This window comes from Paenibacillus pinihumi DSM 23905 = JCM 16419 (genome assembly GCF_000422505.1).
Lineage (GTDB): Bacteria > Bacillota > Bacilli > Paenibacillales > Paenibacillaceae > Paenibacillus_D > Paenibacillus_D pinihumi.
Genome location: NZ_AULX01000024.1, coordinates 107,954 through 127,790, shown reverse-complemented (window position 1 = coordinate 127,790; position 19,837 = coordinate 107,954). Strand labels below are relative to the sequence as shown.

16 protein-coding genes are annotated in these 19,837 nt (G+C 50.2%); 1 reads left to right on the top strand and 15 read right to left on the bottom strand.

Annotated features, from left to right (window positions below):
• Window positions 1–57: 57 nt before the first annotated feature.
• The 4 genes from H583_RS0108195 to H583_RS35200 all read right to left on the bottom strand — a co-directional run bounded on the left by H583_RS0108195 (window position 58) and on the right by H583_RS35200 (window position 5,233).
• Entirely contained in the window at window positions 58–861 is an 804-nt protein-coding gene (locus tag H583_RS0108195; protein ID WP_028560046.1) for an undecaprenyl-diphosphate phosphatase, read from the bottom strand.
• A gap of 255 nt (window positions 862–1,116) precedes the next feature.
• Window positions 1,117–2,133 carry a DUF4184 family protein gene (locus H583_RS0108190; RefSeq protein WP_028560045.1) on the bottom strand — a complete coding sequence of 339 codons (1,017 nt, stop codon included), beginning with the start codon at window positions 2,131–2,133 and terminating at the stop codon, window positions 1,117–1,119.
• A 59-nt stretch (window positions 2,134–2,192) separates the two neighbouring features.
• A complete protein-coding gene (lepB, locus tag H583_RS0108185) occupies window positions 2,193–2,714 on the bottom strand; it encodes a signal peptidase I (protein WP_028560044.1) in 522 nt (173 codons plus the stop codon).
• Between the two features lie 110 nt (window positions 2,715–2,824).
• Complete coding sequence (locus H583_RS35200; RefSeq protein WP_028560043.1) at window positions 2,825–5,233, bottom strand: ATP-binding cassette domain-containing protein; 2,409 nt, start codon at window positions 5,231–5,233, stop codon at window positions 2,825–2,827.
• Window positions 5,234–5,317: 84 nt separating this feature from the next.
• On the opposite strand from H583_RS35200, the gene H583_RS0108175 reads away from it, so the two are divergent.
• Window positions 5,318–5,932 carry a biotin transporter BioY gene (locus tag H583_RS0108175; protein WP_028560042.1) on the top strand — a complete coding sequence of 205 codons (615 nt, stop codon included), beginning with the start codon at window positions 5,318–5,320 and terminating at the stop codon, window positions 5,930–5,932.
• 188 nt (window positions 5,933–6,120) lie between these two features.
• Here H583_RS0108175 and H583_RS0108170 read toward each other — a convergent pair whose 3' ends face one another.
• The 11 genes from H583_RS0108170 to H583_RS0108120 all read right to left on the bottom strand — a co-directional run bounded on the left by H583_RS0108170 (window position 6,121) and on the right by H583_RS0108120 (window position 19,702).
• The gene (locus H583_RS0108170) at window positions 6,121–8,145 is read right to left on the bottom strand and encodes a dihydroorotate dehydrogenase (protein ID WP_154665834.1); all 2,025 of its coding nucleotides are present in this window, start codon (window positions 8,143–8,145) and stop codon (window positions 6,121–6,123) included.
• A 168-nt stretch (window positions 8,146–8,313) separates the two neighbouring features.
• A complete protein-coding gene (locus H583_RS0108165) occupies window positions 8,314–8,814 on the bottom strand; it encodes a YlbF/YmcA family competence regulator (protein WP_028560040.1) in 501 nt (166 codons plus the stop codon).
• An 18-nt stretch (window positions 8,815–8,832) separates the two neighbouring features.
• Window positions 8,833–10,422, bottom strand: coding sequence for a tRNA (N6-isopentenyl adenosine(37)-C2)-methylthiotransferase MiaB (gene miaB / locus H583_RS0108160; RefSeq protein WP_051236167.1), 1,590 nt, complete (start codon window positions 10,420–10,422; stop codon window positions 8,833–8,835).
• Window positions 10,423–10,711: 289 nt separating this feature from the next.
• Window positions 10,712–11,281, bottom strand: coding sequence for a phosphate propanoyltransferase (gene pduL / locus H583_RS0108155; protein WP_028560038.1), 570 nt, complete (start codon window positions 11,279–11,281; stop codon window positions 10,712–10,714).
• 162 nt (window positions 11,282–11,443) lie between these two features.
• Window positions 11,444–12,310, bottom strand: a complete 867-nt coding sequence (locus tag H583_RS0108150; RefSeq protein ID WP_028560037.1) for a 2-oxoacid:ferredoxin oxidoreductase subunit beta — start codon at window positions 12,308–12,310, stop codon at window positions 11,444–11,446.
• A complete protein-coding gene (locus H583_RS0108145; protein WP_028560036.1) occupies window positions 12,297–14,045 on the bottom strand; it encodes a 2-oxoacid:acceptor oxidoreductase subunit alpha in 1,749 nt (582 codons plus the stop codon). Before H583_RS0108145 ends, H583_RS0108150 begins: the two co-directional genes overlap by 14 nt.
• Window positions 14,046–14,408: 363 nt before the next feature.
• Window positions 14,409–15,356 carry a dipeptidase gene (locus H583_RS0108140; RefSeq protein ID WP_028560035.1) on the bottom strand — a complete coding sequence of 316 codons (948 nt, stop codon included), beginning with the start codon at window positions 15,354–15,356 and terminating at the stop codon, window positions 14,409–14,411.
• Between the two features lie 232 nt (window positions 15,357–15,588).
• Window positions 15,589–15,849, bottom strand: a complete 261-nt coding sequence (locus H583_RS0108135) for a stage V sporulation protein S (RefSeq protein ID WP_005550495.1) — start codon at window positions 15,847–15,849, stop codon at window positions 15,589–15,591.
• A 209-nt stretch (window positions 15,850–16,058) separates the two neighbouring features.
• The gene (locus H583_RS0108130; RefSeq protein WP_028560034.1) at window positions 16,059–16,853 is read right to left on the bottom strand and encodes a TIGR00282 family metallophosphoesterase; all 795 of its coding nucleotides are present in this window, start codon (window positions 16,851–16,853) and stop codon (window positions 16,059–16,061) included.
• A gap of 252 nt (window positions 16,854–17,105) precedes the next feature.
• On the bottom strand, window positions 17,106–18,650 hold the full coding sequence (gene rny / locus H583_RS0108125; RefSeq protein WP_028560033.1) for a ribonuclease Y: 1,545 nt from the start codon (window positions 18,648–18,650) through the stop codon (window positions 17,106–17,108).
• A 350-nt stretch (window positions 18,651–19,000) separates the two neighbouring features.
• Window positions 19,001–19,702 carry a RecX family transcriptional regulator gene (locus tag H583_RS0108120; RefSeq protein WP_028560032.1) on the bottom strand — a complete coding sequence of 234 codons (702 nt, stop codon included), beginning with the start codon at window positions 19,700–19,702 and terminating at the stop codon, window positions 19,001–19,003.
• Window positions 19,703–19,837 lie beyond the last annotated feature (135 nt).

Sequence of the window (19,837 nt, the reverse complement as noted above, 5' to 3'; positions counted from 1 at the left end):
TAAAAAAAGTCCGCTCAGCCGAAAGGCCGAAACGGACTCAATTTATGGTTTGTTATTTTACAACACAACAAAAATAAGAAAAATAGCGGCGAGCGCAAAGCGGTAAATCGCAAACCAGGACAGCTTCAGCTTTTTAATCAGGTTCAAAAAGGTTACGACTGCAATCATAGCAACGATAAACGCAGCGGCAAGTCCAACCAAAAATAGCGGCAAATCCTGTGTTGTCAAGTATTCGCGGCTCTTCACCAGATCAAGCAGCGTAGCGCCGAACATCACCGGCACGGAAATAATAAAGGTAAATTCCGCGGCAGCCTTCTGGCTTGTCCCAATCAGGAGCCCCCCGGAAATGGTTGAGCCGGAGCGTGAAAAGCCGGGCCATAACGCAAGCAGCTGAAACAGTCCAATACCCAAAGCCTGCTTATATGTAATACTGTCCACGTCCTCAGCCGTTACTCTAACCTTCACACGTTCTGCCACAATCATCAGAATACCGCCGAGCACCAAACCAATCAACACCGTCTGGGGACTGAACAAGTATTCCTTGATAAAGCTGTGCAGCAGAAGCCCCACAACTACAGCTGGCAGCATTGCCAGGATCAGATGCATCGGATTGACTCCTTTTTTGTGCATCCAGTTCAGCTTTACCACATCCACAATAATTCCCGCGAACCTCTTCCAATACAGCACCAATACAGCCAGCACTGCGCCGAGCTGCACGACAATCTCGAAGCTTTTGGCGCGTTCTCCTGTAAAATTGAGCAGGTCAGCAGTCAAAATCATGTGCCCTGTTGAGGAAACAGGCAAAAACTCCGTCAGTCCTTCTACAATACCCAGTATGATGGCTTTAATGAGATCCTCCAAGCCGTTTGCACTCCTGTCTCCATCGAAATTCGTACTTGTCTATCTTATTCTTGTTGTACGCCTGTTTATTCTTCGCCGTGCCCCGGCAAAATTCCTTTTGGAAAAACATGACGCTGCATAAATCTGACGAAAGTAACAAATGTAAGACGGACGAGGGTGGAACTTTGCACAGGAAACCAGTATTTAAGGCCTATAGCCAGGGTATAAGAAATATTAATTTAACCGAACAAAAAGACAGGCCCTAAATGAGCCTGTCTAATTTCCTGAAGCCTGATGCTCAAACGCATACGGCCGCTGGCTTCTCAGCTGTCTTTGAATGCTGATGGCAATAATAATGAAGGACCACAACCAAATAAATCCAATCCACACCGCAAGCTCCCAACGGGCAGGGCCAAGCTTGTTGCCAATCGTTTCAATCCACCCCAAGTGCTGATACACGGAGGTTAACGGCAACCGTTGAGCGAGCTGGAAGGCGACGACAGATCCCGCAAAAACGGCGAGCAGCCCCATCAACTGCGCCATTCTCTGCTGAATCGCTGCATAATGCAAAGCGGAGGCGACAAACCAGCCGACCGCCAGAGAAGACACCGGAGCAACCATCGAAAATCCATATCCGTGCATATTCGGGCCGGACTTTAACTTAATGATGAACAATACGCTTGAAATGGCAAGAACGAGCAATCTCATTCCCCATTTGAACCTCACCTGATCTGCACTGAGCGGTTCTGATCTGGTACTGCGCCATCTGCTCCATTTAATCAGCAGGTATGCAAACATTACCCCCAAACCAAAGACAGAGAGGCCGTACTGAAGCCAATGATAAACAAACTCCCCATGCATATGCTTTTGCAAAAAAGGGATATGCGAGACGATGAAGCTGTTGCGATGCGACCAGGCATCCATAAACATATGGCTCCAAAAGCCGATAAATAGCGATACGAGAAACACAACCCAATCCCTGCCGGTCTTCAGGCCCCAGGGGGCAGAATGATCACGGGCAAATTTGTTCAACCCTAGCGTAGAGGGTAGCAGTTGGACAAGGGCGGGCTTCATCAGCCTGTGAAATGCAATTGCAAAAGCCGTGCATAGCGGCAATCCGAGCAAAAAGAAGCCGGTCACGGAATGACCAATCGTCTTATTGGATTCAAAAGCGACAAAGTATTCCAAATCCGGTGCCATGCTCCCGAGCAAAAGACCTGTCGTACACAGGTACCGGGGTGCCAAATGCTTCAGCGGGACGGCATACAGCGGATGGGCTAGCGTATAGGGCAAATTATGCCTCCTCTCCAGACAGCAGCCCGGGCATTAGTCTGCCCGGGCCGCTGATCAAGCTAATGCAAATTACCAAACTTGTCAAGCGGCCACAGGCGGAATACTGCTTTGCCCTCAAGGCTTGAAAATGCAATTGGTCCGATTTCCCGGCTGTCCTTGCTGTGCTCACGGTTATCTCCCATGACAAACACTTTATCTTCCGGGACGACATAAGGCAGAGTAAGGCCGAGAGGCTCCGTCAACCCTCTGGTATACGACTCTTCAATCTGCTTGCCGTTCAAATAAAGCTTACCGTCCTTCATATCTATAGTGTCTCCGGGAAGGCCTATCAGCCTTTTGATCAGCCGCAGATCACTCTCCGGTCCGTTAATGATAACAATATCTCCACGCTTGGGCTCGGTCAGTGCATAGGAAACCTTATCTTCGATCAGACGCTGACCCTCGATTAGTGTGCCCTCCATGGAAATGTTCTGGACTTCTGTCTGTGCAAATGCGTAGCTTTGAATCAATAGGGAGATCCCAAACGCCCCTGCTATTGTTAAAGTCCAGTCCCGTATTTCCTTCTTCCAACCTTTGTTCATTTCTGCTCTCCTCTCCAGCCAATTATCGAATTTCTCTATCATAGCCTATTATAATTACAAATTTATTACGTGCCAATTAAAGTAAAGTTTCGTTTTTTTGCAGGCGCACACTACAGCAAAATAAGCAGCAGAAGCAAAGCTGCGGCTCCAACAGTTAAGAAATAATCAGCCGGCTCCAGCCTTAGCGTCCAAGCCCTGGTCACCCTCACTCCCTGCTTGCCGAAGCCTCTCGCCTCCAGCGCCTCGGACATCTGTTCCGCCATCCTGAGCAAAAGCACGATATAAGGCAGCACGACACGGTGCAGATCACCGGCAGGAACCCTGCCAGCAGCAGATGCCCGTTTGCCTCTTGCCTGGACAATCCGGGACAGCTTCGACCATTCTGACAGAAGCAGCGGAATGAAGCGGAATATGAGTGACAGTGTCAGGGCAATACGCTGTACCGGCATCCTTAGCCGCTCCAGCGGCCTGATTGCCTGCTCCAATGCACGCTGCAGCCTGAATGGAGTGATGGCCGCAGCCATCCCCAGACCAAGCAGCATGACCATAAGCAGCTTGCAAAAGTAAAACAGAGTCTTGCCCGCAGCATTAAAATCAAATCCTGACGGATACATGCTGAGTCCGGAAAAAAACGAAAAAAAGATAAACATGAAGACATATAAGCCGATTAACCGGAACCATGGACGAAGATCAGCCTTGCCGCTCCAAAGAGCTGCGATTGTTATCAGCCCTGATACTATCATACCCTGCCAATCGTGCTGAAGCAAAATTCCCGCAGCCAGCAGCACATAGGACAGCCATAATGCCCGCGGGTCATACCCGCTCCACTGCAACCCTTTTCGTTCCTGATTGCCAGGCTGCGGGCTTTGCTCCGGGGAGCGGGACGAATGGTTCTGCCGTTCTCCGGCAGGCTCACGGCGCTGCTGCACCTGCTTCAACGAAGCTTGTTCATCAAGCAGCCAATTAGAAGCAGGTATGCGACCATCTTCAAACCATTCTTCTGCCGAAAATGAAGCTGTCAGTTCCCCGTCTTGAACCAATAGAATCCGGTCTGCAAGTTCACGGAACAACCCAATATCGTGGGTGACGACTATCGCGCTTCCCCCTTGCTCCACATGCCGGGACAAACCATAGAGCAAATCGGCTGTCCCTTTGGCATCCAGACCTGCCGTAGGTTCATCCAGCAGCAGCCACGCAGGCTGAGCTGCGAGCAGGCATGCCCATGCCAGCCGCCGCTGCTGCCCGCCACTCAAGGACCAAGGGTTGCGGGCGGCCATATCAATGCCTAGTCCTGCCAGTTCCATCGCGCTAGTTGTCCTCGCTTCCTGATCATCCGGGCCAAGGGAGTAAGGACGGAGGGAATAGACAATTTCATCCTTCACTTGAGGGAGAAACCATTGTGATTCACTATGCTGAAGCGATAAGCCAAACTTTAGCAGCACCTCCCTGTTTAGCTTGCGGCCGTTCCAAAGAGGTTCACCGCCAAGGCTGATATCTCCGGCGGAGGGACGCCTAAGCCCTGCAATCGTCTCCAGCAGTGTTGTTTTGCCTGCACCATTGCTGCCGGCAATTAGCGTCAGTCCCCCCGTGGGGATTTGCAGTCGTGGGATATTCAATAACGGCTTGCCGTGTGAAGCATCGCGCCTGATACTCACACTTTCCAGCTTCCATCCTTCCGCCAAAGCTCCTTCTGGTCCTCTGTCTCTTTCCATTCTCTTATTGCCGGTAGGCTGGCTTTCTCCCAAATAATGCTCGGGATTTGTCTTGGACGAAAGAGCATTGACATTTACGGCATCAACGGTGAGCTGCCGTCCGCAGTGCAGTTCAGCGTCTTCTGCAATAGTTCCGTCATGCGTAATCCGTCCCTTGTCGAAGACAATAAGACGGTCCTGAGGCTGCCGCCCTTCCATACTGTGCGTAACCCAGATAACGGTCATCCCCCGGCGGTGCTGCTCCCGTACCGCCCGCAGGACAAGCTCACGCGAAGCGGTGTCCAGCATGGAGGCAGCTTCATCCAGAATAAGCAGCGGCGCATCTGCAGCCAGACATCCGGCGATCGCTACCAGCTGCTTTTGCCCGCCGGACATGGTCGATACGGGCTGATGCTGCCTATCCAGCAGCCTTACAGTCTCAAGCGCTGCTGCAATTCTCGGCTGAATCTGCTCTGCATCCACACCAGCCTGCTCAAGCCCGATCAGCAGGTCCTCCCATGCTGTCGTTCCGATAATAGCTGCCTCGGGATTCTGCCTTACATATGGAAACGGCCGCTCCAGCTCGGATGAGCGGCGCACCTGCCCGTCTACATGGCAGCCCATACCTAGCTGATTGGCAATGAGTTTGACAAAGGTGCTTTTCCCGCTGCCGTTATCTCCGACGATATGTATCCATTCGCCAGAACAGATAGTAAGCTCTTCTGCATGAAGAATCTGTATGGCTTCCTGATCTGCCACTGCGGTTACAGTTACTTGATTGAAGTCTATTAAAATTTTTTTCTGCAAAACAGCATCTACCTCTTCCATTCCCGATCAACCTGTGATACGATCTTTTTTGTTAACCAAATAAAATATTTATGGTTAACAATAGAATAAAGGAGAGATTACATAATGTCCAGTCCCATTCGCAGCATCGTGTACACCGCGCTATTCTCCGCTTTATTTATTGTGATGAGTGCGATCAAGCTTCCGCTTGGATTTTCCCCGGTGCCGATTACACTGCAAAATCTTGCGCTTATGCTGGCCGGAGCTTTCTTAGGCGCACGCTACGGCTTTTTGAGCATCCTGTTCGTCTGTATACTGACAACACTTGGCTTGCCGCTGCTTGGCGGTCAAGGTGGTTTGGCCGTTGTATTTGGCCCGACTGGCGGCTTCATCTGGATGTTCCCGTTATGTGCGCTCGTTGTTGGCTACTTCACCCGCAAGGTGTTTGCTTCACCAGCTATCGGGCGGAGCAAACAATTGAGATTGGCCGTTTTATTTGTTGTCTTTATGGTCTTCGGCTCCCTGCTCTCGTATGTCGGCGGTGTTCCATGGCTTGCCCATGCAGCGAATTTATCCATTGGTAAGGCAATGACAGTCGGCATGTTCCCGTTCCTGCCAGGTGATCTCATCAAATCTGTTGTCGCGGCCATTGTGACATCAGCATTGTACGCTTATATGCCAAGTCTTCACAGTACCAGGAGCGTTGCTCCTGCTGCACAAGCAAATCACAAGGCGCGTTGACGCATGCCGAAGGTCTGTGAGTCAAAGTCAGCCCAAAGAACCTCTGATCCCGTTGCTTTTACGCGAGCAGAGGTTCTTTGCTTTCGGCTTCACAGCCTATTAATATCTATGGAATCCTTGAGGTTTGCAACCGCATATCCTTTACCACCTTGGCTGCCAGTTAAACGTCTATGCGAATTTGTAATCGATCAGCCTGTAAAATTTCCTGGCTGTTCATAAGCTGAAGCCGGACGGGCATGAAGATACCGGTAAGAATACTTAAGGCCGAAAATATAGAGCAACAACACAATATACGCAGGGAACAAATGCCACTGATTCACGTAACCAATTGCAATGTGAACCCCAAATCCGGTAAATAGGCCACACATTCCGGAAATGGCAAGCGTCCACCAGATCCAGCTTTCTCCCTGCCGGTACCCCCACAGGCTGAGCAGCAGCACTCCGATACCGAGACTCAGCAGCGCACCGCCGAAGCCGGCTCTGTCATGGGCAACAAGGGAGATAAGTCTTTCATTTTGCTGAGCCAGCTCCTCTGAAGTTGTACAGAGGTACAGTAAATCTTCCGGGACAAAAACACTGCCCATTCCGATTAATGAGATGATAATGCCCCCAATAATCAAGGAAAATCCCAAAATAACAAATGCAAGCTGCCCCCGCAGTCCCTCGCGCCAGCGCGAGTCATTATGCCGGTTAACCGGGGGAACGTGAAACCGGTATTTCCGGTGCATGGCGATACCGAGTATAAAAAACGGGAACAGCAATGCCGAAACCAGCGCATGGAGCGGATCAAAATATTCAAACCCTAAAAAGAGAAAGAAGCTGAGGAAGCCTGGAGCTGCCGAGGCGAGCACTGTCTGTCTGGCATAATGTAGCCCGCGTCTCATGCCGAACCTGGCCAGCCCAATATATAGAATACCGATAGCCATCATAGTGCCAGCCAATGTCAGGCGGTCATGCATCATAAAAGGCAGCAAACGGTCGTTCACCAGCTCCAGCTCCGGACGGGTCATGCCGATATATTGCAAATCATAGGGCAACACGATCGTTGTAGCGGCAATCAGCCAGGCAAGCTGGCCCCCAATGAGCATTCCGACTCCGAGCAGCATGATGAATCCCCAGCCGCTGCGGAGTGAGTTTATGAAGGCCCGGAACCAGCCATTCTCCGCTGAATCCCCGTTGGGCCTTTGAAGCAAATGGCCTTGCTGATCCGCGTCCTGTGCCAACATCTCATTGATCCGCTTTGGCAAGCCGGGCCCGCTGTACACCATCCCACTGTGAAGTGCCAGCCAGCTCGCCCCGGCTTGAAGCAGCAGCCGGCCTTCCTCCGGTTCAGTCGCAGCTCCCGATACAGCTACAGGCAAGCCTTCTTCTCCGGTAACCGTTAATTGCCGTACTTTATTGATTAAACGCTCCAGATTACAGCGGCCGGATACGTATGTACCTGCCCCTTCCTCGGCTGTATCGTCCAGCCATATTCCTGCCGCTCCTTGCTGCTTGGCCCAATCTCTGAGCCTCGCCGTTTCTTCTGCAGGTGTATCCAGGTAGAGATGCAGCAGCCAGGGCTGATCCGGGGCTGCCTGCTTCAGCACGGCTACAGCTTCGCGCAGCGCCGGTTCGTTGATTTTACCGTCCGGCCCGCAGGCATCCACTGTCCAGAAGTCGATGTGACGCGACAAACGGAGGACAAGTTTGCAATCTTCTGCCCGCTGCCCTTCCCGAGCAGTCTCTGCAAGCCAGGTAAGTCCGCGCTTCGGCTGTTCGGCATGCTTAGCAGGCAGTCTGGACAGCCGGTTAAGCAGCGTACCTGTATCTGACCGCTCCGTGCGGCGGTTATAACATAGCGCCTCCCGCTCCCGGTCCTGCCAGACCTTGCGCAATTCAGTTCCGTCATCCGGCCCGCCAATTTCCGGCGCAACTGCTCCAAGCATAATAAAGCCGAAGCCGAACCGGGTAAATGATTCCGTCCCCAAAAGGAGGGGATCAACAGCATCAGACAGACCCACTGGTGAACTCAGCTCCAATTTACCAAGACGGTTCTGGAGCGCGGCAGGGGGCGCCATATGGCCCATCCAATCGATTAATTTCAGTCCTGAACCGAAAGGAAGACGACCCAGCAGTCCAATTGCCGATAATGTCAGCTTCCGTGCCTGCTCCGGCGGCAGGCGGAACAGTACAGGCTTGAATAAAGAATGATAAGACCAGTCAGGCATCATCCATCTCCTTCCCCGAAGCTTAAGACATGAACAGATGTAAAGCAGCCTAATCTTGACAATAACTGCGTCCCGTTTCGAAGTATAAAAATATATGCAAACCGGTTGTATAATTGCTTTTATTATAAATAAAGCGTGCCCTCAGGACACGCTTTATTCGAAAATGTTCAATTATTCGATACATTCCTCAGGCTCGTCCGCTTCGGAATCCTCTACATTAATCTTCTCAGCTACTGTATCCCGGATAACCGAGACAACCAGTTGCAGCAAATAGTTAATGTCGGACTGGCTTTGCTGGAATTCCGTCACAATCGGGATACCGTCCAATTCGTCCTGCAGCGATTCAATCTCACCCTCGATTTTTGCTACCATCGACGGATTGTTAAAAGATTGGAACGCCACGATCTCTTTTTGCTTCTTTTTCATTTGGCTGATTAAGCCCTGAATCCGATCATTGTTCTGGATTTGTTTTTCAGCACGTTGATAATGCTGAATTTCCTCTGATTGGAAGAGCATTTGAGCCAGTTCTTTTGCCTTGGACATAATGTCTTCTTTCACAATCAAGTCGCGTGTATCAAATTTCGGGACCGTGCATCCTGAAATTCCATCATGGGAATGGCCGTGGTTATGGTCATGGCTATGGGTTTGAGCCGAATGCTGATTCGTTGTCATCTCTATCTTCTCCCTCACTTATACCGCTTTTACATTCTCTTCATTCACAAGTTCTGCTTTCAGCAGCCAGGTCTGCGGTCCGGTAATCTTTACACTCACCATCTGTCCGATCAGCGACTTCTGCCCTTCAAATAAGATCAGCTTGTTCGTACGGGTACGTCCCGATAGCACATCAGACCGGGTCTTGCTCTCGCCTTCAACCAGCACTTCAACAATGCGGCCCTTCATCTGATCATTGGCTTTCTTGGCGGTTTCCGCCATAAGATCATTGAGACGCTGCAGGCGTTCCTTCTTCACTTCGGCAGGTACATTATCCTCCATCACAGCAGCAGGCGTACCCGCGCGTGGCGAGTAGATAAATGTAAATCCGGCTTGGAAGCCAACTTCACGCACCAGGGACAGTGTATCCTCGAATTGTTCTTCCGTCTCTCCAGGGAAACCGACAATAATGTCTGTAGTCAGCACGACATCAGGAATCGCCTGTTTGATTTTCCGCACCAGCTCCAGGAACTGCTCACGGGTATATTTGCGGCTCATCTTCTTCAGCACTTCTGTGCTGCCGGACTGCACCGGAAGGTGAATATGCTCGACCAGATTGCCGCGGCCTGCCAGCACCTCGATCAGATGATCGTCAAAATCACGTGGATGCGAGGTTGTGAAGCGGATTCTTGGAATATCAACCTTCGAAATATCATGCATCAGATCGCCAAATCTGTACTCGATATCCTCAAAGTCTTTGCCGTAGGCATTCACATTTTGCCCGAGCAGTGTGATTTCCTGGAAGCCCTGGCGTGCCAGCTCGCGAACCTCAGCAATTACATCGTCCGGCCTGCGGCTGCGCTCCTTGCCCCGTGTATACGGAACAATGCAGTAGGTACAGAACTTGTCGCAACCATACATAATGTTGACCCATGCGCGCAAGCCCTCCCGCTTCTTCGGCAGGTTCTCGATAATGTCGCCTTCCTTGGACCAGACTTCGACGACCAGTTCTCTGCTGAACACCGCTTCCTTGAGCAGATGCGGCAGACGGTGAATATTGTGCGTTCCAAAGATCATATCTACAAAGGCATGCTTATTCAAAATCCGGGTGACAACCGATTCCTCCTGGGACATACAACCGCATACCCCGAGCAGCAGCCCCGGCTTTTCGGTCTTGAGCGTCTTCAAGTGACCCAGCTCTCCGAATACCTTGTCCTCTGCATTTTCCCGGATCGCGCAAGTATTCAGCAGAATAACATCGGACTTCGTCCGGTCTTCTGTCGCGGTGTACCCCATCTGCTCGAACATGCCACGCATGACTTCGGTGTCATGTTCGTTCATTTGGCAGCCATAGGTGTAAATTGTATAATACTTGCCTGCACCGAAAGATCTCATATCCTCCGGAATCGAGAAATCAGAGTGAACCTGAATTTCTTCCTTGCCGCGGCGTTTGCCTTCCTTATAATCCGGCTGGGACTTGATTTGAATCTCTCTGCCGTTAATCCGCACCCGCTTGCCGTTCTCATCCTCGCTCAATACTTTGGCATTCGAGAAATCGAAATATTTGGAATAATCCTTCTCTGTCTTGGCTGATGCCAGGACTGCAGGATTTTGTGTCTCCTTTGCCATGTCAATAACACATCCCCTTTAAGCCTCAAGCGTAAACGTTACCACTGAAGACAGAACAAAAGCACGAGCCTTTTGTCACGCACACAGCGGCAACAAATTGTTTCCATATTTCATTAAAAAATTATAACATAGATGCCCATATCTTATCCATTATAGCAATAAAGCAATTTGAGTGAAATATGAATAAACTTTTATTGGCTGCATGACAAAAAAACCATGCTTCATCCCGCAAAGGGCAAAGCATGGTTTTTTGCTGCTATGCAATCCGGACTTCATATTTTGGAAAAGGCTAGTCCAGAATAATCGCCGTATCTCCTGTTTTCGCTCCTGCAGCGTTAGCCTCGTCGGTATCAATATGCATATCCAGAGCAAAATCAGCAGACACACGGGCAATTACATTGTCCAAAATCAATCCGCGCTCGCCTTCCAGCTTCACTTGCAGAAGCTGCTTGTCAGCAATGCCCCATTTCTCGGCATCGGAAGTATGGAAATGGATATGGCGCGCAGCTACGATTACACCCTCTTCCAGTACAACCTCACCGGCTGGCCCCTGGATTGTAATGCCTGGTGTTCCTGCAATCGAACCGGATTCTCTAACCGGAGGATTAACACCCAGTGCGAATGCATCCGTGCGGGAAACCTCCAGTTGGGTCTGCTTGCGTGCAGGTCCGAGAATACGCACCTTGCCGAAGCTGCCCTTGGAACCGACTACAGCGACGGTTTCGTTAGCGGCATATTGTCCGGGCTGGGATAGAGGCTTCATCTCTGTCAATTGGTATCCGGCACCGAATAATTGCTCTACATGCTCCTGGGACAGATGAATATGACGGGCTGACACACCTACAGGTACAGTTTTCATTGCTTGTTTTTCTCCTTTTGTCTCTAAGTAATTTCACAGTATGGGTCGGGTAAATCAAGAAAGGCGTTGCGCCGCGGAATTGAAGCAGGATGCTTCAGTCCGCGGAAAAAGGCATACAGGCTTATACAGCCGTATACCTTCAATTTGACTGAACAAAAGACCTTATTTGAATTCTGACAGCAGCTTGTCAAACTCGTCGCTGGTCAGTTTCAAATCCTGCTGGGCGAGTCCCTCCGGCTTAAATCCGGTTATCAGGTCCTCGTAAGGCTTGCGCTCGGTATTTTGATAAATGAGTCCTGTGAGCAGTCCGTTCGTCTCCATAATCTTATTCATGGCCAGCATCCGGTTAGACGGATCATAGTCCGGGAACTGGCTCAGATTCACGACATTTTCCTTAAACCAGTCATACGTATTCACCTTGTTGAAGGTAACGCATGGACTAAAAACGTTAATCAGCGAGAAGCCTTTATGGTTAAGACCCGCCTCAATCAGTGCCGTAAGCTGTTTTAAATCACTGGAGAACGATTGGGCTACAAAGGTCGCTCCTGCCGAGAGCGCAATCTCTAGCGGCGAGAGGACAGATTCGATCGAGCCTTCCGGCGTCGATTTGGTCTTGAAGCCCTCTGCGCTTCGCGGCGAGGTTTGGCCTTTTGTCAGACCATAAATCTGATTATCCATTACTATATACGTAATGTCAATGTTACGCCGGATGGCATGTACGGTATGTCCCATTCCGATGGCAAATCCGTCGCCGTCACCGCCTGAGGCAATAACAGTCAGTTCACGGTTCGCCAGCTTGACACCCTGCGCAATCGGCAGTGCACGGCCATGGATGCCGTGAAGTCCGTAAGCGTTAATATAGCCAGAAATCCGTCCCGAGCAGCCGATACCGGAGATAACAGCCAGATTCTCCGGCTCCAGACCTACATTGGCTGCCGCCCGCTGTATGGCCGCCTGAATGGAAAAATCTCCGCAGCCCGGGCACCAGTTCGGCTTGACATTATTTCTGAATTCTTTAAATGTAGCCATCTTCGTTCAACTCCTTGCAGGCAGTGTAGACTTCCAAAGGCAGGAACGGATTCCCGTCATATTTGAGCAAATGATGAATTTTCTCCCCGTAGCCTGCATTCATTTTAATTTGTGAAGCAAGCTGGGCCGTTGCGTTATTTTCGATCACAATCACTTTCTTGGCCTTGTCCAGATATGGAGCAAGCAGACTTGTCGGGAACGGATGAATCTGGCGGATCGTCACATGGCCGGTTTTTACACCCTCCTGTTCCAGACGCTGTCTCGCCTCTTCAATCGTACCTCCGGTCGAGCCCATGCCGATCAGGAGCAAATCTGGTGTCTCATGCGGCACATCTGCTCGGATAGCATCGCGAATATATAGTTCCTTGAGTTTGCCCAGACGTTTATCCATCATCTTCTGGCGGTTGACAGAGTTCTCTGACGGGCGTCCTGTCTCATCATGCTCCACACCGGTAACGTGATGCAGACCATACTTCTCACCCGGCAGCACACGCGGCGATACGCCATCCTCAGTAAATTCATAGCGCTTGAACAACTCATTCGGAGCCAGCTCCGGAGCATCCTTGACAAGCTTCCCGCGCTCAATCTTCACCGATTCATAATCCAGCGGTTCGCATGACTGCTTGCCGAGCGAGAGCTGAAGGTCCGTCATGACGATGACCGGCACCTGATATTGTTCGGATACGTTGAAGGCTTCCACGGTATCATGGAAGCAGTCCTCGATCGTAGCCGGTGCAATGACAACCTTCGGAATTTCACCATGTGTCCCGTAAACCATAGCGTTCAGGTCGGACTGTTCCTGTTTGGTTGGCAGTCCTGTAGACGGCCCGCCGCGCTGGGTGTCGACGATAACTAGCGGAGTCTCGGTCATGCCTGCCAGACCAATCGCCTCCATCATCAGAGACAAGCCCGGCCCGGCTGATGCGGTCATTGTACGGACACCTGCATAGTTAGCACCGATTGCCATAGTAGCAGCAGCAATTTCATCCTCCGTTTGTACAACGGTACCGCCAAATTTCGGCAGCTTCTTGATCAGATATTCCATAATTTCTGAAGCAGGAGTAATCGGGTATGCCGACATCAGTCGGCAGCCTGCGGCAACACAGCCGAGGCCGATCGCTTCATTTCCGATCATGAACAGTTTTTGCTTACCGTCAGCCGCCTCCAGCCTGAATTCCTCAAGCGGTCCTCCTGCCAGCTCCAGCACGAATTCCGATCCGCGCTTGACTGCCTCTACGTTTTTCTCTACAATCGCAGGGCCTTTGCGTCCGAATTCTTCTTCCACCGCTTTATTGAATACTTCCAGCGGCAAGCCCAGCAAGGCCCAGGATGCCCCGGAAGCAACCATATTCTTCATAAGCGAAGTTCCAAGCTCCTCGGCAATCGAAGTAATCGGAACCGGGAACAGTCTTGCATTTACGCCCTCCGGCAATGCGGGATTGAACTTAGCATCCGCAACTACGACACCGCCGCAACGAAGCTCATGGGCATTCAGATCGATGCTTTCCTGGTCGAAAGCGACCAGAATATCCAGATCATCGGATATCGCTCTTTGAGGGGTCGTGCTAATCCGGATTTTATTGTTCGTATGTCCGCCTTTAATACGGGAGGAAAAGTGACGGTAGCCATATAGATAATAGCCCAGCCGGTTCAACGCGGTTGAAAAAATACGGTCGGTACTTTCAACCCCCTCCCCTTGTTGTCCCCCAATCTTCCAAGACAATTGACTAATCAAAATGCCCAACTCCTCTTTTTGGTCAACATTCACTGGTAATTTTGCTTCATAATTTCAGATGCGGCGTTTTACTCTCATAGTCATGATCGTATTTCCTGCCAGCCTCTATCAACTTGACCTCTCTCCACACCACGCTGCAGCCCATTTTTCCAACAAAACCATAACTGCATAACTGAATGAGTGCCGGATGTGATGCCTGCCGGTTTTCTTTCCAAATAAAGTTCGCGTTTTGAATAAATCACACTTCTTAATGGTCACATAAAATTTTATGTCCCCTTCCAGTAAAATGCAAGGCTTTTCAGCGTATTTCGTATAGAACTTTTAGATGAAATTGATTCTGCAAACAGATTGATGCCTAAAAGTCTATCCGGGCAGATTGTCTTTCAGAAATTGCAGCGCGTTTTCCCCGAAAAATCCGGCAATCTGTTCATTCGTGTAGTAGGGTTGAAGCGCTTCAGCAAGTCTTGGCGTCTCCCCCGGATGGGCCAGTCCGGCAATATGGGAATCGATGCCGTCATAATCCGAGCCCAACATCAGATTGGACACACCTCCCAGTTCACATACTTTTTCAATATGAGAGATGACATCTGACACCACGGCCTCCCCTGACTTTTTCACAAACCACGGCACAAATGTAATTCCGATCCTTCCGTCCACGGCAATAATCGCCCTGATCTGTTCATCTGTCAGATTGCGGGGATGGTCGCATATGGACCGGGAATTGGAGTGCGAGGCGATAAACGGCTTTGTACTCAAATCTGCAAGTTCCCAGAACCCTTTATCCGTCAAATGAGAAACATCAAGCAGCATCCCAAGCTCGTTGCACAGCCTGATGAGCCGGCGTCCTTTGGCGGTCAATCCGCCCTGCCGCGGCTCCATAACTCCGTCAGCTGCCCAGTTTGCATGATTCCAGGTTAGCCCTACCGAACGGACACCAAGATGGAATAGTATCCGAAGCGCGCTGAAGTCTTCCTGCAGACCGTCCAGCCCTTCCAGTGTGAGCAATGCTCCGAGTTTTCCCGATTGCCCTATCTCCTGCACATCTTGAGGACTGCGAATCAACTTGATTTCAGGATGCGAAAGAATACAGCGGTAGAACAGATCGACACTGCGCAGCACAGGACGCAGACCGCGCTCCATCCGCTCCGGTATGTAGATCGCAAAAGCCTGAATAAGCGCCCCTGCCTGCGTCAGGCGCTCATAGGTAACATCCAGCTTTCCGGCCGGGTCATTGTTAAAGGACAGGCTCTCGTCCTCCAGAAGCTTGCTGAGCACATCACAATGAAAATCAACCAGCGGGTAAGGTTTCATTTAAATCCTCCTCATACATGAAATGAATACACCTCGCTTCAGGCAGGAGAATCCTATCTTCCAGCACATTCAAACCACACAAAAAAACCTGCCTACGGAAATGTAAACAGGTTCGCATCCCCTGCATAACGATTGCAGCCGTCATAGTCACGACTTCGCCCGCGCACAGAAATATAAGCCTCTATCATGATCAATTTTATGTTTGCATGCATAGCAAGCCGATCTACCAACTCTATCGCGGCTCGACAATCAGCTTGATTGCGGTACGGTCTTCCCCGTCGATCACAATGTCCGTAAACGCAGGGACACAAATCAGGTCCACTCCGCTTGGAGCCACAAATCCCCGGGCAATAGCTACCGCTTTAATTGCTTGATTCAATGCACCAGCCCCGATTGCCTGCAATTCAGCAGCGCCGCGTTCACGTAATACGCCAGCCAGCGCACCAGCAACAGAATTTGGATTGGACTTTGCTGAAACTTTTAATACTTCCATGAAAAGTACCTCCTCGGGAATGATGGATGAATTCCACTACTTATTTCTATTCGAGAGAGGAGGAAAAATTCCTTCTTTTCACGGCGAACCTTTCAAACTGTTCTGAATTTTTGGACGATTCAGAGATCAATATCCGGCTAGTACTAAAAAAGTCCGTCTCCCGTGGCATAGCCCAGGAAACGGACGAGTATATTCAGTGCCCATATAGACTAGAGCATCAGCAAATCTTCTTCCACCCATCTGATCTTGCTGAAAGCTTTGGCTCTGCCTGTCGCGTCATCCAGATCGGCCAATACCGCATGGAAGTGCCAGTGGCCCTCATCCGCAACGAAACGGCTTGGCATCTGGGTTAAAAACTTGTACTCAACCGCTTGGCGCTCCATACCGAGCACACCCTCACGGGAGCCCACCATGCCCACATCCGTCAAATATGCAGTACCCTGCGGCAAAATCGTATCATCATTCGTCTGAACATGCGTATGTGTACCAACGACGATGGACGCTCTGCCATCCAGATACCATCCCATGGCAATCTTCTCCGAGGTAGCCTCCGCATGAAAATCGACAAGAATATGTTTGGTCTTCGTCTTCAACTGATCCAAAATTTCATCCGCTTTGCGGAACGGACAGTCGATCGGAGGCAAAAATACACGGCCCTGCAAGTTGACCAGACCAAGCTCCTTGCCATTTGCCTTAATGATGGTGTACCCAAGGCCAGGCGCCTCCGGCGCGTAATTAGCAGGACGAATCAGCCTCGGCTCATCATCAATCCATTCGAATATATCCTTGTTATCCCATGTATGATTACCCATTGTAATGCCATGAACGCCCCAGCTAAAAAAATCTCTGGCAATGGCGCCCGTAATTCCGCGGCCCCCTGCAGCATTCTCACCGTTGGCAATAATAATGTCAGGGTTATACTTGGATTTCAAAGCAGGAAGCACTTTCTTTAATGCATTCCTGCCTGCATTGCCAACAATATCTCCGATAAACAAAACCTTCATTCCGTACCTTCTTTCTACTCTGTACCTTCACGGTATGCTGGTATGCAGCATGCTTCAGCAATTTCGGCTAAAAATTTAAAAAGTGGCTGATGATCAGCCACTTTCTCAAGAAATATAAGTTGTATAGTTGTTCATGCTGCATCCGTTGCTTATATCTCTTTGTTAGATTGTGGCTGCCGCCGCGTTAGCGACAGCAGCTCGTACATTCTGTATCTTGTTGAAAAGACAGTCAAACAACCTGTCAGATGTTCATTATTTGGCGTATTCAACAGCCCTGGTTTCCCGGATGACCGTCACTTTGATATGACCCGGATAATCAAGCTCGCCTTCGATTTTCTTCGTAATGTCGCGAGCCAAACGGAAGGCTTCCGTATCATCAATTTTTTCTGGCTGAACCATTACGCGAACCTCGCGGCCTGCTTGAATCGCATAGGATTTTTCCACACCTTCAAACGATTCCGAAATTTCTTCCAGCTTCTCCAGACGTTTGATGTACGTCTCCAGTGTCTCTCTTCTTGCCCCGGGACGAGCAGCGGACAAGGCGTCAGCCGCGCCAACCAACATTGCAATAACGGAGGTGGCTTCACAATCACCATGGTGGGAAGCAATACTATTGATAACAACCGGATGTTCCTTATACTTCTTCGCGAGCTCCACGCCAATCTCAACGTGAGAGCCCTCAACCTCATGGTCCAGCGCTTTGCCGATATCATGCAACAATCCTGCACGTCTGGCTAGCGTAATGTCCTCACCCAGCTCTGCAGCCATGAGGCCTGTCAAGTAAGCAACCTCCATGGAGTGCTTCAGAACATTCTGGCCATAGCTTGTACGGTACTTCAGACGACCCAGAATCTTGATAAGATCCGGATGGAGTCCATGTACACCAACTTCAAAGGTAGCCTGCTCACCGTATTCACGGATACGCTCGTCCACTTCTCTGCGGGATTTCTCCACCATCTCTTCGATACGGGCCGGATGAATCCGACCGTCAGCAACCAGCTTCTCCAATGAAGTACGGGCAATTTCACGGCGGATCGGGTCGAAGCCAGACAAAATGACCGCTTCCGGTGTATCGTCAATAATCAGATCGATACCGGTCAATGTTTCCAGTGCTCGGATGTTGCGTCCTTCACGGCCGATAATCCGGCCCTTCATTTCCTCATTCGGCAGAGAAACGACGGAGACAGTCGTCTCTGCAACATGATCAGCTGCACAACGCTGAATGGCCAACGAGATAATGTCGCGTGCCTTCTTGTCAGCTTCCTCTTTGGCCTGCTGCTCAATTTCCTTGATCAATTGCGCTGTTTCATGCCGCACTTCCTGCTCCACATTCGTCAGGATTAACTGTTTGGCATCCTCCATTGTGAGGCTGGAAATACGCTCTAATTCAGAAATTTGCTGCTTGTAAATCGAGTCAATCTGATCTTGGGTTTCCTCGATTCGTTTCTCTTTGTTGGCAACTTGTTCTTCCTTGCGTTCCAGCGCTTCTATCTTCTTATCCAGCGACTCCTCTTTCTGCAACAGACGTCTTTCTAAACGTTGTATTTCATTACGACGCTCACGAATGTCTTTTTCAGCTTCGGACCGGAGTTTGTGGACCTCGTCTTTTGCCTCAAGTACCGTTTCTTTCTTTTGCGCTTCCGCTTCCTTCTTCGCATTTTCAACGATTTGAACAGCAGCTTGCTCAGCGCTTGAAATCTTGGCCTCGGCAATTGACTTTCGAATAAAATAACCAATCGCAACCCCTAAGAATATTGCGCCAACAACGAGAACGATCGTGATCAAGATATCCCCCATCTTTCTCACCTCCTCGTTGCATTCACCAAGGCAAACGCTTGGGATGTTATTGGGTTTTCAAAGCCGGTGTTCACACCGTTCATCGACATACATAAGGTATTGACGAAATAATCCATTCAAATCAATTTTTGGAAGGAAAACTGATTTAAATTAGAAAGGAATACAAGCTTATTTTATCTTTTGATAAATTCAATTGTCAAGCATTACCCCGACTTCAGACGGGGATTTGCCCCGTATCGCTCTAAAGAATGGTGCAAATGCAAATTCTATGCAGCCGGGAAACAATAAGCCTATTGTCCTGATGATCCGTTTCAGATTCCGTACTATGCTTCCGCAGCACAGGCTTTCACTTAATCCGTCCATTCCTCTTCATATTCGTCTTCCTCGTTCAGCGGCTCTGTTGCAGCTGCCTTAACGGCTTCTCTGACGACCCCGGACGGGTATCCTTTGCGCATGAGAAACATCGCCAGTTTCCTCTTCCTGTCACGGAATTCTCCCTTAAGAAACCCCCATTTTCTGCTGGCGGCTCTGACCGCCGCTGCCAGCTCCGTCTCCTCATCAAGCTCAGAGACAGCCTGGGACGCAGCTGCCTTCGAAACACCCCGCTGCTGCAGCTCCTGCTTGATCGCCAGCCTGCCCTTCGCATTGTTGCGCAAGCGCTGACTTGCATACCTCCGGGCATATTCCCCGTCATCAATCGTCTTCTCCGCCTCCAGCCGGTCGGCAACCTGCTCAATCAGCTCCGGCTCGAGCTGCTTGCGATTCAAATAACGCTCAATTTCCTTGCGTGTACGCGGCTTGGTGCCCAGATAGGCAATTGCCAGCGCGTAGGCGCTCTGCTTCTGGTCCCCCCGTCCAACTTCTTCGAGCTCAGCCTCAGTAAGCGTGCGCCCCTTCATCAAGCGGTACTGGACCAGCACATCTTCGTGAACAGAGAGCAGCGGCTCCTCACGGTCTGCCGTGCAAATCAGAAAACGCCCCTTTTGCAGGACATCCTTGCGGACGGCATCAATTTGGTAGACCTCCTGTTCACTTTTACCACTTGGCTTCACGATTCTCATCTCCTTGCTATGAACAAAATGGCTCCCTCTGTCCGTTAATAGGCAAAGTCATGCTCAAACCAGCCATCTTTTCCTATGTATATCTTCATCCACCTCCGGATGAATAGAAAAGCACCCGGTTAAGGT

What these genes read in the sequence shown, in the direction of transcription:
- lepB (WP_028560044.1), bottom strand. Translation starts at nt 2,714, where the DNA reads ATGAACAAAGGTTGGAAGAAGGAAATACGGGACTGGACTTTAACAATA.
- H583_RS35200 (WP_028560043.1), bottom strand. Translation starts at nt 5,233, where the DNA reads ATGGAAGAGGTAGATGCTGTTTTGCAGAAAAAAATTTTAATAGACTTC.
- H583_RS0108175 (WP_028560042.1), top strand. Translation starts at nt 5,318, where the DNA reads ATGTCCAGTCCCATTCGCAGCATCGTGTACACCGCGCTATTCTCCGCT.
- H583_RS0108170 (WP_154665834.1), bottom strand. Translation starts at nt 8,145, where the DNA reads ATGATGCCTGACTGGTCTTATCATTCTTTATTCAAGCCTGTACTGTTC.
- H583_RS0108165 (WP_028560040.1), bottom strand. Translation starts at nt 8,814, where the DNA reads ATGACAACGAATCAGCATTCGGCTCAAACCCATAGCCATGACCATAAC.
- miaB (WP_051236167.1), bottom strand. Translation starts at nt 10,422, where the DNA reads ATGGCAAAGGAGACACAAAATCCTGCAGTCCTGGCATCAGCCAAGACA.
- pduL (WP_028560038.1), bottom strand. Translation starts at nt 11,281, where the DNA reads ATGAAAACTGTACCTGTAGGTGTGTCAGCCCGTCATATTCATCTGTCC.
- H583_RS0108150 (WP_028560037.1), bottom strand. Translation starts at nt 12,310, where the DNA reads ATGGCTACATTTAAAGAATTCAGAAATAATGTCAAGCCGAACTGGTGC.
- H583_RS0108140 (WP_028560035.1), bottom strand. Translation starts at nt 15,356, where the DNA reads ATGAAACCTTACCCGCTGGTTGATTTTCATTGTGATGTGCTCAGCAAG.
- H583_RS0108135 (WP_005550495.1), bottom strand. Translation starts at nt 15,849, where the DNA reads ATGGAAGTATTAAAAGTTTCAGCAAAGTCCAATCCAAATTCTGTTGCT.
- H583_RS0108130 (WP_028560034.1), bottom strand. Translation starts at nt 16,853, where the DNA reads ATGAAGGTTTTGTTTATCGGAGATATTGTTGGCAATGCAGGCAGGAAT.
- rny (WP_028560033.1), bottom strand. Translation starts at nt 18,650, where the DNA reads ATGGGGGATATCTTGATCACGATCGTTCTCGTTGTTGGCGCAATATTC.